Annotated in this window: 8 protein-coding genes; 3 read left to right on the plus strand and 5 right to left on the minus strand. The window is 46.0% G+C overall.

Going from position 1 to position 17,103, the window contains the following annotated elements; genetic code table 11:
- Window positions 1–22 precede the first annotated feature (22 nt).
- On the minus strand, window positions 23–7,333 hold the full coding sequence (locus DF182_RS06225; RefSeq protein ID WP_113614795.1) for a Calx-beta domain-containing protein: 7,311 nt from the start codon (window positions 7,331–7,333) through the stop codon (window positions 23–25).
- A gap of 469 nt (window positions 7,334–7,802) precedes the next feature.
- Here DF182_RS06225 and ahcY point away from each other — a divergent pair, with 469 nt between their 5' ends.
- Together ahcY and DF182_RS06235 are read left to right on the plus strand one after the other, a co-directional pair.
- The gene (gene ahcY / locus DF182_RS06230) at window positions 7,803–9,131 is read left to right on the plus strand and encodes an adenosylhomocysteinase (RefSeq protein WP_113614796.1); all 1,329 of its coding nucleotides are present in this window, start codon (window positions 7,803–7,805) and stop codon (window positions 9,129–9,131) included.
- A gap of 109 nt (window positions 9,132–9,240) precedes the next feature.
- Window positions 9,241–9,972, plus strand: coding sequence for a pyridoxine 5'-phosphate synthase (locus DF182_RS06235; RefSeq protein WP_113614797.1), 732 nt, complete (start codon window positions 9,241–9,243; stop codon window positions 9,970–9,972).
- 355 nt (window positions 9,973–10,327) lie between these two features.
- Here DF182_RS06235 and lon read toward each other — a convergent pair whose 3' ends face one another.
- The 4 genes from lon to DF182_RS06255 all read right to left on the minus strand — a co-directional run bounded on the left by lon (window position 10,328) and on the right by DF182_RS06255 (window position 15,973).
- Entirely contained in the window at window positions 10,328–12,730 is a 2,403-nt protein-coding gene (gene lon, locus DF182_RS06240) for an endopeptidase La (RefSeq protein ID WP_113614798.1), read from the minus strand.
- Between the two features lie 248 nt (window positions 12,731–12,978).
- On the minus strand, window positions 12,979–13,587 hold the full coding sequence (locus tag DF182_RS06245; RefSeq protein ID WP_113614799.1) for a porin family protein: 609 nt from the start codon (window positions 13,585–13,587) through the stop codon (window positions 12,979–12,981).
- 111 nt (window positions 13,588–13,698) lie between these two features.
- A complete protein-coding gene (locus DF182_RS06250; RefSeq protein ID WP_147243359.1) occupies window positions 13,699–14,637 on the minus strand; it encodes a hypothetical protein in 939 nt (312 codons plus the stop codon).
- Between the two features lie 67 nt (window positions 14,638–14,704).
- Window positions 14,705–15,973 carry a metallophosphoesterase gene (locus DF182_RS06255; RefSeq protein ID WP_113614801.1) on the minus strand — a complete coding sequence of 423 codons (1,269 nt, stop codon included), beginning with the start codon at window positions 15,971–15,973 and terminating at the stop codon, window positions 14,705–14,707.
- 404 nt (window positions 15,974–16,377) lie between these two features.
- Here DF182_RS06255 and DF182_RS06260 point away from each other — a divergent pair, with 404 nt between their 5' ends.
- Window positions 16,378–17,058: a metal-dependent hydrolase gene (locus DF182_RS06260; protein ID WP_113614802.1), complete on the plus strand. Its 681-nt coding sequence runs from the start codon at window positions 16,378–16,380 to the stop codon at window positions 17,056–17,058.
- The last annotated feature ends 45 nt before the right edge of the window (window positions 17,059–17,103 follow it).

Here is a 17,103-nt window from a genome sequence, read left to right on the forward strand (position 1 = left end):
TTTTTCGTTACTAATAATTACCTCAACGTTTGATGACGATAAAACCAGTATGCCGCTCTACCTTACCATCTGTCCAGATCAATATCTGGTAGAAGTAGGAACCATCCGGCACATCTGTACCCGACTGCCCGCCGGTATTGGCCTTGCCATTGAAATTGTTGGATTTATTATCGTAATTACTTGTTTTAAATACAACACCACCCCAGCGGTTAAACACCACCACTTCGTTCTTCGGATATTTGTTGATGTTCGCGATATACATCACATCGTTACCCAGCCCGTCGTTATTGGGGGAGATGGCCGGATGTACTTTTATCTTGCCGTCACGGCCATCGATATAATCCATCTTGCGGTTCATATCCAGATGGAAGCGGCTTACAGAATCCGGAATGCCAGAGCCATCAGAATCCAGGTCCAGGAAGTTCGGAATACCATCTCCGTCTGTATCATCATCAAAAGGATCTCCGTTGCCGTTGATATCTTCCTGTTCATCTGTCAGACCATCACCATCAGTATCGCAGGTTCTGCACATCGCGTCATCGTTGAGTATAATACCTGTCGCTTTGGATGGATCACCGAGGGTTGGTTTGTTTTGTCCGGAAGGTACTGTTGCGGACAGCATCTTCACAATGAATTTTTCGTTTTGTTCAAACTTATCATCACCAAAGATTTTCACGACCACTTTACCTTCAGGCTGGAAGGCCGGTATAATGGCCTTCTTAACGGCAGTATCGAAATCAACACCTGGCGTAGCCCTGAAGTCCAGGAAAGGATAACTTACCCCATCTTTAGATTCTTCAAAGTCAAATTTGATGGTAATATCCCTTGAGCTGCGACGGTTCATTTTCACGATAAAGTTCAGTGGCGTAACATCACCAGTATTACCTTCCTTCACACTGAACTGATCTGCAGCAAATGCCAGGGTCAGCGGATCATTGTCGGTAATAACGGTCTCGGCTACACTGTTGGTACCAGCCTTGTAAATAGGGAGACCACTATTGCCCGCAAAAGGCAGGATAGTGACTTTCACAAAACCGTCGTCGTCGTTGGTATCATTATCTACCGCAGTAATAGTGAAGTCGCGGGAAGTGCCGAAAGCAGGCAGTACCACGGTGATGGTATTACCACTCACAGTAGCATTGGTGGCGGTGAAAGTGCGGGCTACATCCTGCTCTACCTTGAAAGTAATAGGCATATCATGTGTAGCACTGTTCACAGAGCGGATATGGAAGGTTACTGGTTTACCTTCTTCAACTGGCAAACCATCATTAAATATTTCCACCATCAGCGTATCGTTATCATGGATAAGCACAGATGCCTTGTTGTTCGCAGATAAAGGCCAGGTAACACCCGGGATATTACCGCTGACTGTTTGCAGTTGTACCTGTACATCTTCATCTCCTTCCACAATGGTATTATCAATCGGATCTACTTTAATATCTGTATAGTTGCGGCCGGCAGGGATCACTACAGTACCGCTGAGCTTACGGTAACGGCTATCCGGTACAGCGTTGCCGCTCACCTGGTAAGTTACCGTTACATCTTTTACAGCCGATAGCTGAGTATCCGTGAAATGTACTCTGAAATAGCCAGGAGTAGCAGGTTCGGAAGCATCGGCAGTTTTTTCCACCATCATCTCTCTGGATACAGCTTTAGGTCCGGAAGCATAACTTTCATCATCGAATACGGTCATGCGCACAGTATCCATATCATTCACATCGAAAGGAAGGTTTTTGTTGAACCGTTTCATCTGTGCCAGCATCAGAGCAACCTTCACTTCTTCATCTCCTTCTATCACGTTATTATCAATCACATTCACGGGAACGGTTACACTGTTTTGTCCCTGAGGAATGGTAGCGGATGTTTGTATCGGCGCTATATTGGTAGTACCGGCAATGCTGCTTACATAAAATACTACTTTCACATCGGCAGCAGCAGTGCTGTTACCAGGGAATTTAAGGATATAATTACCGGTGGTGCCAGGTTCTGCGGCATCATTACCTTTCAGTAACTGCACACTCATATTTCCGGTTTCCGGTATCAGAATCGGTGCAGGCTGACTAATAGTATAACCCGGTGTCACCAGCTGTGCATTCAGTTGCAACACTTCATCTCCTTCCAGTATATTATCATCGGTTATCTGCAGTGTATATACCTGATTATTCTGCAGGGCCGGCAGCGTTACCTGTGCGGGCAGACCGGTGTAATCTGCATCATCAGCAGTGGAAGTCACCGCATCTCTGTTGATGTTGATCACAATCTCTTCATCGGAAGAAATCAGACTGTTCACAAAACCTACCGTCACTTTGGAAGAGCTGCCTTCATGCAGGATGGTGGAATCCACTTTCAGCTGCATTTTCAGGTTATTGGGATCCAGACGGGTTGCATCTTCGATGATCAGATTCAGCGTATCCCCTTTCATTCCAACGAAGTTCTGTGGTTGCGCCACAATCTGTAACAGCTTGTCTTTCTCAATAATATTATCCGGTTCGGCATGTACAGAGAAGGCCACATCCGGTTGCAGGGCTGGTATCGTTACAGTTGGCGGAAGACCGCTGTAGTCCGATACTTTGGCTTGTGTACCGCTACCAGCGTACAAGGATATGGTGATGGCTTTGCTGGAGGTCACACCTGGCGCCAGCGATACTTTGGCATTATAGGTATTTCCTTCTCTCACGCTGGTTCCGGGTGTTACCGGAATAATGTGGATATAACCGGTGGCCGGATCATCATGTGTTCTGTCGTGGATCACAAGGGTGTCTCCTTTTACAGGCATATTTACATCACCGGTTGTTCCATTGAAGATGACAGTTTCATCATCTTCCAGGATCTTATCGAGTATAGCTTCCATCAACACCGGATGGGTGGCGCTGGTGGCCAGTTTCGGTATGGTGATAGTAAATGGAAATGCGAATGGTTTATAATCATTTACATCTGCAGTAGAAGCTGCGTCTTTGTCAATAGTGATAGTGATGGGTTTACCCGCGCGTATACCGGGAGGCAGCATCACGCCGATGGCAGCGCCGGCACCACCTTCATCAATAGCACCCGGAGTAAGAGTGATGCGAATCGGTGAGGTGAGCGGATACTGTGCATCATCTATATTCACCTCAAAATCATTGGCAGTATATGCACTGATTCCGTCAGTAGCAGTAGTGGAAATCACCAGTTTCTCTGGTCCTTCCAGCAGGTCATCTACCAGAATTTTCAGGGCAATGGTGGTATCATTGGCATTATTAAAGCTGAAGTTAGTGGGCATTTCATAATCCAGCCCTGCTTCTGCTGTTCCGCTGGTCTGAGCCAGTGTGAGGTTGATGGGCACTTCGGTGGTGATGCCCGCTGGCAGACTGATATGTACTGTTCCATTATCCCCTTCCTGTGCATGTACAGTCTTGTAAGGTGTCAATGTCAGCACCAGATTGGAGGGAATAGTCCTGGTCATATCCTTGATTTTCAGGTCAAGGTCATTCAATATATAACCAGCCAGTGCTGCTTTGATCAACAGAGATTCATCCTTTTCCAGCACATCATCGGTGTTGGTTTGTATTACATCGAAGGTGCGCGTTTTATCTGTTGGGTCCAGCTCCAGCATCGTATTGATGATGGAATAATCATTTTTGGCGAGACTGGCTTCTGAAGAAGGATCTACGGTCAGCTGAATACTTACTTTTTTGGAAGAAGTGTACAAACGGGACACTGTTACACTCAACTTCTCTCCTTCCGGTATCAGTGTTTTGTTGGCCGTAAGTGTAATATTTCTGGCGTTAGGTTTATTGATAGTGTTATCTGCAATATGAATGGTGGTGCTGGTAACAGGCAATACTGTGTTGCCGGGATTACCATCTATCACCAGGTCAGCATCATCATCCAGCACATTATTGTCGGTAGCCAGTATCTGCATGGAAGCGGTACCGGATGTTGGCAGGATAGTCAGTTTTTGATTGAGGATGGAAGTATGGCGATCATCGGCGGCAGTAGAACTGCTGTTTTTAACCAGCTGTACATCCAGCGGGATCGCTGTTTTCCAGCTATTGGGTAAGGTAGCAGTGAGCGTGGCACCGGTTGGATCATTTTCCAGTATGGTAGAAGGTGTGGCACTCAATACAATAGGATTGGTGGCCAGCAGCGGATACTCATAATCCTGGATGGTAAATGTCAACGTGGCAGGAATACTGGTATAAGTGGTGCTGTAAGCATCGCTGATAGCGGGTGTAATTGTGAAATCTTCCTGATTTTCTACCAGGTCATCTTTCAGCACATTCAACGTAGCTACTGGTTGAGGAGTAGCTGCAGTAATCTGAATTGTTTTATCTAATGTAAAATCTGCTATCGGTGTAGCCGTTCCCGTTATAGCACTCAGATCTACGGTAATGGGTATTTCTGTCGTTACTCCTGCAGGCAGACTAGCCGTAATAGTAGTATAGTTATTTTCTTTGATGGTGGTTTGAGGAGCTGTCAGTGTTACTTTGGTATTGGCGGTATTCCTTCTGGTTTCGTCCTGAATGATCATCACAGCATCCTGCACCGTATAGCCGGTGGCGGTACCGGTGAAGATCAGTTTTTTATCTTTCTCAATCACCATGTCCGGATTGGCAAACACAACATCAGTCGGTGTGGTATAGGCACCGGTGGTGTAAGCAGGCAGCTCTATCACTGAGATACCACCCACCATCGTATAGTCTGTGGTAGTAGCTTCTGTTCCAACAGGATTGGGTGCCAGTGTGACACTGATTTTTTTGGCAGAACTGAAACCATTGGTGAGGCCGATGGTGAATTTAGTAGCCTGACCTTCCGGTAATGGTGTGGTTACCGGAGCGATCACCACTGCTACACCAGTTGGATCTGTTTTATCATGAATATTGAGCGTCACATCAGCACCGGTGGTAACACCAGGCAACGTAGTGGTAGTAGCGGTGGTCGCATGGATTACTACTACGCGGTCATCTTCCAGTACTTTGTTGGTAGCGGCAGTAATGGTATACTGTGTAGATGCTTTGCTGCCGGCCAGGATGCTCATGGAAGCAGGTAGTCCGGCGTAGGAAGTAGATAAGGCAGTAGTACCGGCGACGGTAGAGATATCAAAATCCAATTGGATATCCGTGGCTACAATGCCCGCAGGCAATTCTATCCAGCATTTGGCGCCGGCATCACCTTCATTAATATCATTGGTAGAGAGATGCAGAGACACCGGATCTGTCAGTGGCAACTGGGCATCCTTGATCGTGATGGTGGTGGGTGTTATCACAAAAGCAGTGGCAGTACCGTCTGTAGCAGTACCGGTGATCTTAATGTTTTCATCTCCTTCTATCCTGTAGTCGTTGATGAGGGTAAGGGTACCGCTCACCGTTGTGCTGCCGGAGATGGTGTTAGCCGGTATGACCAGCGTGTAATCATTTCCTTCTGTGGCGGTTCCTGCTTTGCTAATGTTGACGGTAATTGGTATAACGGTGGATACACCTGCCGGCAGACTTATGTTAAGCGTACCGGTATACCCTTCCTTAAAGGTAAGGGCCGGATAAGACGGGTCCGGATCTGCCGGCGTGACGGTCATGCCGAGCGTAATATTTTCTATGTGGTTGCGGGTATCATCGTTTAGTGTAAGCAGTGGCCCTGTTGCGGAAGAGGCTTGTCCGAGTACCATGGCATCAGCTTTCACCTTGAAGGTTTCATCGGGTTCCAGTATCAGGTCTGGTTCTCCCGTGATCGTAAAGGTGGTACTTCCTGCTCCGTTTCCGATCATCACACGAGCAGGCATTTTAAAATCCACGTCCGGTGTGGCAGTATTACCTGTCAGTACAGACAAATCGATGTAGGTATCTTCCGTTACTGTCCCTGGCAGGGAAAGCGTACCGGTGATGGAAGTGCCTTCGAGGAAAGACGTTTTATTGAAACTGAGTGTCAGGGTGCGGTCCTCATCATCTACAATGGTATAGGTAGCCTGCTTTGTAGTGCCCAATACCACCTGCGCATTACAGGAAATATCCACCAGGGCGAGGGTGAGCTTACGGTTATATTCGAGTTTATTATTTCCGATGATGGTCACGTTGGTTACGGGTACCAACTGATTGGCGGTTTGCGTATAATCGCCTGCGGGGATGGTGAATCCCATGGAGTAGGTGAAGTCCTGGTTTTCCACAGCAGGGTGTGGTTCTCCCGGAACGGCCACTACTTTCATTTCCATGTACACAGGAGCCGTGAGGACGCCACCGGTCACTTTCAGTTTGAGACTTTGCGGAGGATGGTTATTACCGGCATTACCTTCCGGATCGCTGGCATCACCGGCAAATTCCACGGTGACAGGGTTACTGCCGTTGCTCGTAGGCGTCTGTCCGATGGCAGTATGGATGGCATCATAATCCGCGAAGGTATTATCTTCTCCATAACCTACCGCGATTCTGGTGCCCAGGGTAGTGTTGAGCAGTTTATTATCGATGATGGTCTGTACGCAAAGGGCTCTGTCGGTACCCGTCGTATACATCTGCCCAACGATTTTGTTATAGGGATAGGTGCTTGACAGGGTAGTGATCTGGGTACTTCCTCTGGCAGCATTGTTAGCAACGGTATAGCTATACAAAGAGTCAAATGCAACGAACCCATGGGAAAACATTTCTGCAATACTACACTCTCCGGGATAATGGTACACACCAGCATATTGGTTGTTAAAGGCAGCCTGCCTAAAGCCATAGGAGCAATATCCCGGCACACCTGCTTTAAAGGCTGGTCCTGCATAAGCAAAGTTAGGGTCCTGCTGCATGGCGAGGTGTTCTTCCTGGTAAAGCAGCATGTTGTAGCCCTGGTTGGGACCATTAAAGGAATAATCTATGGTGAAATATTTATTGGGGACCACGTAACTGATGGTACGGGTGATATAGATAGGCGCCACGCTGTCCATGGCCGGATTGACGATCGGCTTTTTATCTGATGTCTTATTAAAAACAAAAATGCGGTAAGGTTCTGCAGTTGTTCCTTTTCCTATCAGGGGAGAGATATAACACACGGTGGTATCGAGGCTTTGCAGGGCGGTCATGGTGTAGGTGCTGTGCTTTACGCGGATATAGTCGCCGAAGCCCTTTTCTCCGTTGGCCACATAAGACTCTGTTTTACCATTTCTGAAGACCTGTATTCTGCCTTTAGCATCTAGTTCCAGGCGGAGGCCATCGCTGATAGTGTTGCCTCCTGTGGGGTTTATAACGCGGATGGCCGGCAGCTGTGCCATGATGCCTGTATTGATAAGCAATATCGTCATCAATAAGGTAACGCAGCGCCTGAGCATGTTTTTGCCTTCCGGCAATAGACGTACTTTAACTTTCGTAGGATAGGACAGGACTAACATATGCGTATGTAAATTTCTATTTATACATATAGTTTTTTAGTCAAGAAATTAAGATACAGTCCTTTGTAAAACCCTATATGCCTATAAAATTGGCTCTCCCGGCAATTTTTGCATAAAAACTTTCATGCGATGAAACTGAAAAACCTGTTGCCGGCAATCATCTGAAATTTAAAATACCCTAACATGGCAAGGTATAAGACTCACTAGCTGTGCATATTATGATGTTTTAATAATTGTTTATACCCTACTAGCTGTTCTTTACCACCAAACAATTAATTATAAAATCATATATTTTAATTAGCAAACTTATAATATTATTTATATTTAATCAAATTAAATTTAACTTAGAAAACAAGATTCAGTTATAAGAAAATGATTATCAAATGATTAGTAGACTATGAGGTCAAACGGCAGTGGTTTTTATGTAAAAAGGTAAAATAACCCTAGATTTGCAAAAAACTCCATTTTAATGTCTACAATTGCGAAATCCAACATTGACTTTAATCTTGGCTACAAGGTAAAAGATATGTCGCTCGCGGCCTGGGGTCGTAAAGAGATAGAGCTGGCAGAAGCTGAAATGCCCGGACTGATGTCCTTAAGGGAAGAATATGGCAACAGCAAACCGTTGCAAGGTGCCCGTATTGCCGGCTGTCTGCATATGACCATTCAAACTGCTGTATTAATAGAAACTCTGGTACATCTGGGTGCAGAAGTACGCTGGAGCTCCTGCAATATCTTCTCTACTCAGGATCATGCTGCTGCTGCTGTAGCTGCTGCCGGAGTACCTGTATTTGCCTGGAAAGGCCTGAATGAGCAGGAATTTGACTGGTGTATCGAACAGACCCTGTTCTTCGGTAGCGCTGAACGCCCGCTGAACATGATCCTGGACGATGGTGGTGACCTCACCAACATGGTATTCGACAGATACCCTGAGCTGATCCAACACATTAAAGGTCTCAGCGAAGAAACCACTACCGGTGTTCACCGTCTGTATGAGCGCATGAAAAATGGTACGCTTCCTATGCCTGCCATTAACATCAACGACTCCGTTACTAAATCCAAATTCGATAACAAATACGGTTGCCGCGAATCCTGCGTAGACGCTATCCGTCGCGCCACTGACGTGATGATCGCTGGTAAAGTAGCTGTTGTAGCCGGTTTTGGCGACGTAGGTAAAGGTTCTGCTGAATCCCTCAGAGGTGCAGGCGCCCGCGTAATCGTTACCGAAATCGATCCTATCTGCGCTTTACAAGCTGCTATGGAAGGTTACGAAGTGAAAAAAATGAACGACGCCGTAAAAGAAGCTGATATCATCGTTACCACTACCGGTTGCCGCGATATCATCAATGGCGAACACTTCAAACTGATGAAGGATAAATGTATCGTTTCCAACATCGGTCACTTCGACATCGAAATCGACGTTGCCTGGTTAAACAAAAACTACGGTAATACTAAAGTGGAAATCAAACCTCAGGTAGATAAATATACCATCGACGGTAAAGATATCATCCTGCTGGCTGAAGGCCGCCTGGTAAACCTGGGTTGCGCTACCGGTCACCCTTCCTTCGTAATGAGTAACTCTTTCACCAACCAGACACTGGCTCAGCTGGAACTGTGGCTGAATTCAGACAAGTACGAAAACAAAGTTTATGTACTGCCTAAACACCTGGATGAAAAAGTAGCCCGCCTGCACCTGAAAAAAATCGGTGTGGAACTGGACGTACTCACTCCTACACAATCTGAATACCTCGGCATTCCGGTTGAAGGTCCATTCAAACCAGACTACTACAGATACTAAGCAATTAGTACTTCAAATAACAAAGACCCGGGCCACTATAGCCCGGGTCTTCTCTTTTTATTCAACTTGCTGAATACATCGTTCATTCTTTTTAGCGTATTTTTGCAATATGACAAAGCTGAGTGTAAACATCAACAAGTTTGCTACCCTGCGAAACGCACGCGGCGGCAATCTTCCGGATATTCTTAAAGTGGCCCAGGACTGCGAACGCTTCGGCGCCGATGGTATCACCGTACACCCCCGCCCGGATGAACGCCACATCCGCTACCAGGACGTAAGAGACCTTAAACCTATCGTTACCACCGAATTCAATATCGAAGGATACCCCTCCAAAGAATTTATGGACCTGGTACTGGCCGTTAAACCACACCAGTGTACCCTGGTGCCCGATCCACCAGATGCCATCACCTCCAATACAGGCTGGGATACCATCCGTAACCAGTCACAATTAAAGGATGTGATCACCGAACTGAAAAAAGCCGGCATCAGAGTATCTATATTTCTCAACGCAGAGGTTGATAAGGTAGAAGGCGCCAAAACTGCCGGTGCCGACCGTATCGAACTGTATACCGGCCCTTACGCCGAAGAATATACGAATGCCCGCACCCAACAACAAAACCTCCAGCTCTTCAACGACTATAAAAACACCGCCCGCGCTGCCACCGCCATCGGCCTGGATCTCAACGCCGGCCATGACCTCAACCTGGACAACCTCCGCTTCTTTAAACTGCATATCCCGCAGCTCAAAGAAGTATCTATCGGTCATGCCCTCGTCGCTGATGCACTCTATTTCGGCCTGGAAAACACAATACAATTGTATAAAAGACAATTAATCGACTGAAACGGAGATGAATGCTGATGAATGCTGATGGGCCTGATAAACGAAGATAAGTGTGGATTGATTTTTTGCTGATCAATATTTACAAAGATAAAAGAGAAGCCCCCATTGATTGCTATATCAATGGGGGCTTCTCTTTTATCTTCTTTATCTTCATGCTAATCTTCGCGCATCAGACCCATCAGCATTCATCAGCACTCATCTCCGTTAAACTTTAAAGCCATTCCGCTGAGAGGAATGGCTTCAAAGAACCCTTAAAACAATCAACATGATATTCATATCGGGGTCACAACAAAACCGATATGAATTATTTAAAAATTGCTGCCAGGACTGGCAACAAAATGACGTTATTCGTTATTTACTTCTTTAATAACGCAATTTCCAGCACTTGGTTCATTTCTTTCACATAATGAAATTTCATCCCCTTGATATATGCCGGATTTATGTCTTTTATATCTTTCTCATTCTGCCAGCACAAGATAATCTCGCGAATACCTGCCCTTTTGGCGGCCAGAATTTTTTCTTTTATTCCACCCACTGGCAGCACCAGACCTCTTAAAGTGATCTCCCCGGACATCGCCAGATAGGATTTTACCTTACGGCCGGTGAAAACGGAAGTCAGCGCCGTGAGCATAGTGATACCTGCACTGGGGCCGTCTTTAGGCACCGCACCTTCCGGTATATGCACATGCACACTTTTAGTACTAAAAATCTTCGGGTCCAGCTTCAGCTGCGCGGCATGGGATTGCAGGTATGTGAGCGCCGTTACAGCAGACTCTTTCATCACATTTCCCAGATTACCTGTCAGTTTCAGCTCTCCCTTACCATCGCTAAGGCTGCTCTCGATAAACAGAATTTCGCCACCTACATAAGTCCAGGCCAGCCCTACCGCTACCCCCGGCGGGTTGCCCACCTTGTACATTTCGTTGGAGTAACGCGGTTTGCCCAGGATCTTCTCCACAGCAGCGGTAGTAATATTGTCGGACAATTTATGCTCCATCGCTACTTGTTTGGCGAGATTACGCATAATGGCCGCAAATTGCCTGTCCAGCTCTCTCACACCGCTTTCCCGGGTATAGTTGGCGATGATATATTCTATTACATTATTGGCGATTTTGAATTTCGCATCTGCCAGACCATGCGCATCTTTCTGTTTAGGCAACAGGTGACGTTTGGCGATCTCCGTTTTTTCTTCAATGGAATAACCACTCAGATCGATGATTTCAAGCCTGTCACGCAATGCAGGATGAATAGCGCTGATGTTATTGGCCGTAGCAATGAACAACACTTTGCTCAGGTCAAATTCCAGCTCCAGGTAGTTATCATAGAAGGTACTGTTCTGTTCAGGGTCCAGCACTTCCAGCAGTGCAGAGCTCGGATCTCCACGCAGATCGTTGCCGATTTTGTCGATTTCATCGAGGATCATCACCGGGTTGGAGGACTTGATCTTGCGGATAGACTGTACTACGCGGCCTGGCATAGCGCCGATATAGGTTTTACGGTGTCCGCGGATCTCACTCTCGTCGTGCAAACCACCAAGGCTCAGCCTCACATACTTGCGGCCTACTGCATTAGCAATAGAACGTCCGAGGGAGGTTTTACCGATACCCGGAGGGCCTACAAAACATAAGATAGGAGACTTCATGTCGCCTTTCAGTTTCAGTACAGCCAGGTATTCCAGTATTCTTTCCTTGATTTTTTCCATGCCATAATGGTCATGGTCCAGTACTTTTTTGGCCTTTTTCAGGTCATAGCTGTCAGTTGTGTATTCGCCCCATGGCAAGTCCAGCAGCAGGTCCAGGTGGTTGTACACCACGCTGTAGTCTGGTGTGGAGGGATGCATGCGTTCCAGTTTCTCAATACCTTTGGCAAAAGCTTCAGCAGCAGCAACAGGCCATTTCTTTTCTTCCGCTTTGCGCTTCATTTCCTTGATCTCGCGATCATTGGAATCTCCGCCCAGTTCTTCCTTGATAGACTTCATCTGCTGTTGCAGGAAGTAATCACGCTGTTGTTTGTCGAGATCAGCTTTTGTTTTATTGGTGATTTTGTTTTTTAGTTCAGCCAACTGCAGTTCTGTCTGCAACAGTTTCATCAGCAGCTCTGCGCGGGTACGCAGATTGTTGATTTCCAGCAACTGTTGTTTTTCTTTCAGATCAGAATTGAGATTGGAAGAAACAAAATGCACCAGGAAAGAAGCATTCTCTATATTTTTCAGGATGATGCTCGCTTCAGAAGGCAGGTTGGGAGACAGCTGAATAATCTGTGCTGCCAGATCCTTGATAGAAGAAATATAAGCCTCAAACTCAGAATCATCGTCTGCAGCCTCGTCCTGTAAAACGGTTATCTGTGCTTTGAAATAAGGATCTTCTGATACGATCTCCTTTATCTTGAAACGTTTGCGACCCTGTATGATGATGGTAGTACCACCATCCGGCATCTTGATCAGTTTTACAATACGCGCTACCGTGCCCACATCACTGAGGTCTGCCACATTCGGGTCTTCTATCGTACTGTCTTTTTGCGCTACTACACCGATCAATTTGTCAGCTTTGTACGCATCGTTAACTGCCTTTATGGATTTATCCCGGCCCACTGTAATAGGTAATACTACACCGGGAAATAATACTGTATTTCGTAATGGCAACAATGCCAGTTCATCGGGAATACGCTCATCCTCCTGACCTTCCCCATCTTCATTCAAAGGGATAATAGGCATGAACTCCATTTCATCTTCCGAATTTCCTAAATAAAATCTGTTCATCTGAGATATTTAAAGCCCGGAGGACATTATGTCAGAAAATTCTGTTTAAACCCCCGTTTTTTTTATGCTTCCCTATATTGTCAAGTTTAGTGCCAAGTGACTGGATGGCAGTTCATTTCGTATAACAACACAAAGCGACACAAGGAAACAATATTTTTTTCAGACAAAAAAGCCAGGGAGCGAATGATCATGCTGATCATTCGCTCCCTGGCTTTGCTTCGGGCTAGTCCTTTAGCTTACCTGCGTAATTACAGGGTAACACCAACGCCCAGCTGAATGCCCTGGTTTTTCCAGTTGCTGGTATTGGCTATACTGCCGATACCTTTTACGTCATTGAAGCCAATGATGTAACGGGCGCTGACATTTACGATAGGCAATTGCAGCCAGAGACCAGCCACACCTGAAATTTCACCACCTTTGAAGGCAGTATTGGCAGCGCCGAAAACTTTTCTGTCACTTACCATCGCGCCAAACTGAGGACCTACCTGCAGTTTCAGACGAGGGGTACCCAGATCAATATTTGCCAGCAGCGGGATGCTCAGATAGTTCAGGTTTATTTTTTTACGGTTATCAGCATCAGTTACATTATCGTAAAAGTGATTGAAATCACTTGTGGTTTCAGTTTTGGTAGAGGAAAAGATCACTTCACCCTGCACACCAAAACCTTTTATCAGGTTTAATTGTGCAAAACCACCCAGGTGGTAGCCTAATTTAAATCCATCCTGAAATCCGGTTCCGTCCAGTTTTCCAAGATTAGCACCACCTTTGATACCAAAACGCAGTAATCTTTGTGCGCTAACGGTAGTAGTCACAGCTGTAGTAGCCAGGATCGCAACGGCGAGAAACAGTTTTTTCATAATTGTATGTTGTTAGTAATGGTTAAAATTATAGACGCCCGAACAGTAAAATACCCCTATATCAAAAAGGAGATTCCTCAAATACAAATTCCGTGCTATTTGTTAACAATACTAAAAACTATAGGCCAGTCTTGCAGTGAAATAACTCATCAAATGCTGGTCTGCGCCAGTAAGTGGCTTAAAAATAGTGAAGGCGGGAGAGATGGTAAATTTATTTACGAGATAGGACGCATTGATCGTACAGTCTATTGCGCGGGGTTCAAAACCGGTATGATCTTCAAAACTCAGCACTTTACCCGGATGTACTTTATCAAATTTCATTTTTTTAGAGCGGGTCACATAACGGAAAGCGATCAACTGGCTGTAGTAGTTGGCCGTGCCCAGGGTCAATGACAAGGAAGGCAACAGCAACAAGGCATCGCGGGAGCTCAACAATCCATCGAAAATAAATGAATGTCTTACGGTAGCGATTACGTTAAAGTCACTGCCCTGCAGAGTTTCCTTGCTATGCAGCCCGCTGCTGGAATGGTTGCCCCACCCGTAATCAAGGCTAATACCAGGCTGCAGCCACCACTTACGGTAATAAAAATAGGCATACAGTTCATTCTTGATCGGTGTAGTAGGAACATCAGTGGAATCCGCAAAAATGTAACGTGTATACGAAATGCCGGTCTGGAAGTTTTTATTTTTCGTATAGTCGTATCCGGCAGTCAGGTCCCATTCAAACCAATGATTTTTCTCCGTATTGAATAAGTAGTAAGCGTTGGCGCCGGCAAAAAAACCACTTTTATGATACCATGTCAGGGAAGGAGAAAGAAAGGGCTTCATGACAAGAGGCTGTTCGTAGTTGGCGACTTTGTTGCCGTAGGCGGGATTATTTCCGTAACTGAACGCTACCACCATTTCACTTTTCCGCTGGGCATTCAGCAGCGAATCCAACTGCCTTTCCACTTCCGCTAAAGATTGGCCATTGGCGAAAACACTGCAAAACAGTAGCAGACTTGTCAGGAATACGCGCATTATATAGAGATACTGCCCACAATATAGCATATTTTGGGATTTGATCACTTTGCCTCCTGATAATTTTGTCAATCCCAATGCTGTTTTGCGCTTAAGGTTATATCAGATCTATCACGGTAATTTCCGGGAGTACGCCTACCCTGCCTGGGTAACCCAGGAAACCGAAGCCCCTGTTTACGTACAGTCGTTGTTCACCGGCCTTGTACAGTCCGGCCCATTCCTTATAGAAGTATTGTGCTGGGCTCCACTTGAGACCAGGTATCTCTACACCAAACTGCATACCATGTGTATGTCCTGCAAGGGTGAGTGCGATATCAGGGTATTCGGGTCTGATCTGTGCATCCCAGTGGGTAGGATCATGCGAGAGTAGTATTTTAAACGGAATATGGCTTACGCCCTGGTAGGCCCTGCGGAGATCGCCGTGGCGGGGGAAACGCTTAATGGCGCTCCAGTTTTCCACGCCCAGCAGCGCAATCTGGTCGCCACCTTTTTCCAGAACCACACTTTCATTCATCATCAGTTTCCAGCCCAGTTCCCCATGTAGCGCCTTCAATCTTTCCAGGTTTTGTTTTTGCATATCGCTATGACCAGAAGCTGTTTTATCGGGCCAGGGGTAATAATCGCCATAGTCGTGGTTACCTAAAGTGGAATACACGCCCATAGGGGCTTTTATCTGGTTAAACACATCCATCCAGGGGGCCATTTCATCTGCGCGATCATTGACCAGGTCGCCGGTAAAGAGCACCAGGTCCGCTTTTTGGGCGTTGATCATATTCACGCCTTTGACCACTGCTTCGCGGTCGGCGAAGCTGCCGGAGTGGATGTCGGAGATCTGAACGATACGGAGCCCTCTGAAAGAAGACGGGAGGTCTCTGAATGCCAGTTTCAGTTTATGGACGCGATAATTGTACTTGTTGGAAAAGCCGTAGACCAGCGTGGCAAAGAAGGCACCGCCGGTGATCAGTCCAAGCCTGCTCAGGAACTGAGAGCGGGTAAGTCCGCTGACAACACCTTCTGTGGGCACGATATCTTTTTCATTGGTAAAGCGGCGGATCAGCCATACAATCCCCCGGCGCACATCATCAATCAGTAAAAATACGACTGCCAGTAGTTTGGCCACTACCAATCCCAGGAAGATGGCCATCAGGTAAGACTTTACCTGGGCAGGCCAGCTATGCCAGTTGATATAAGGTAACAATAGCACCATGGTGACGCATATCGCGGAAATAGACCAATAGACGGCATAGGTGATATTGCGGACCCTGGGCAGCGACATATATACCATGGCCCTTACTGCCTGAAACACATAAATGTCCAGTAAGAGGAGAAAAACAACCAATATAATAGAATTCAGTCCGGATCGCATTATAAAATATTAATATAAAAAAGAAATGAGCGGCAATTTAACACAAGTAATCGGGTAGGAAAAGTTAAAAACTGGTTCCTGACGTCATGCAGACGTATAACAAACGGATAAATTGCAGGGTTTTAAATTAATTCTTAAAAAAACAGAACAGCGCTATCATACATTAATAAAATATTAATATTTATAGGAAATATCTATGGTCATCAGGACACTTTGTGAATAAATAAATATACTACAGCGCCGGTTTTCTGTCTAATCGTTGTATTTTTGTCCGATTCAGGCTACTTTTAATTCAAACAAAGGACTGATTTTCGAATAAAATTGTGTTTACGGATGCCGGAGGCGAATCACTAAATTCGTATCTGCCCATCCGTAATTCGTAATTTTTACCTAAAATTGAGACCATGAGATACACCAACTACGGTCATTCCTGCTTTGCAGTGGAGATCAAGGGCAAGCGGATACTTTTTGATCCTTTTATCACGCACAATGAACTGGCGAAAAAGGTAGATATAAATGCCATCCAGGCAGATTACATTTTTGTTTCCCATGGTCATGAAGACCATACGGCCGACCTGATAGACCTGGCCAAAAGAACCGGTGCCACGGTGGTGTCCAACTTTGAGATTGTGATGTGGGCAAGCAGGCAGGGTATCAGCAAGATACATCCGATGAATACCGGCGGGAAATGGAACTTTGATTTTGGTACGGTGAAATGTGTGGCAGCCCAGCACTCCAGCAGTTTTGCGGATGGCTCCTATGCCGGCAACCCGATGGGGTTTGTATTTATGACAGACGAAGGCAATTTTTATTATAGTGGTGATACGGCGCTGACCATGGAAATGGAACTGATCCCGGACATTGCCCAGCTGGATTTTGCTGTTTTACCGATAGGTGATAATTTCACCATGGGCCCGGAAGATGCCATTGCCGCCGCCGATATGATCGGGTGTGAAAAAATCATCGGTATACATTACGATACCTTCGGATATATCAAGATAGACACGAAAGCAGTGCTCCGGATGTTTGATGATGCCGGTGTAGAACTGCTGCTTCCGGAAATCGGAAGTACTATAGAGGTTTGAGGAAGAGGCGATCCTGCTATTTTATCCTTTATCCTATAAATGAAC

This window comes from Chitinophaga flava (assembly GCF_003308995.1).
Classification (GTDB): Bacteria; Bacteroidota; Bacteroidia; order Chitinophagales; family Chitinophagaceae; genus Chitinophaga; species Chitinophaga flava.

Excerpts from the sequence above, each read along its gene's own strand:
- DF182_RS06225 (WP_113614795.1), bottom strand. The coding sequence starts at position 7,333 with ATGTTAGTCCTGTCCTATCCTACGAAAGTTAAAGTACGTCTATTGCCG.
- ahcY (WP_113614796.1), top strand. The coding sequence starts at position 7,803 with ATGTCTACAATTGCGAAATCCAACATTGACTTTAATCTTGGCTACAAG.
- DF182_RS06235 (WP_113614797.1), top strand. The coding sequence starts at position 9,241 with ATGACAAAGCTGAGTGTAAACATCAACAAGTTTGCTACCCTGCGAAAC.
- lon (WP_113614798.1), bottom strand. The coding sequence starts at position 12,730 with ATGAACAGATTTTATTTAGGAAATTCGGAAGATGAAATGGAGTTCATG.
- DF182_RS06245 (WP_113614799.1), bottom strand. The coding sequence starts at position 13,587 with ATGAAAAAACTGTTTCTCGCCGTTGCGATCCTGGCTACTACAGCTGTG.
- DF182_RS06250 (WP_147243359.1), bottom strand. The coding sequence starts at position 14,637 with ATGCTATATTGTGGGCAGTATCTCTATATAATGCGCGTATTCCTGACA.
- DF182_RS06255 (WP_113614801.1), bottom strand. The coding sequence starts at position 15,973 with ATGCGATCCGGACTGAATTCTATTATATTGGTTGTTTTTCTCCTCTTA.
- DF182_RS06260 (WP_113614802.1), top strand. The coding sequence starts at position 16,378 with ATGAGATACACCAACTACGGTCATTCCTGCTTTGCAGTGGAGATCAAG.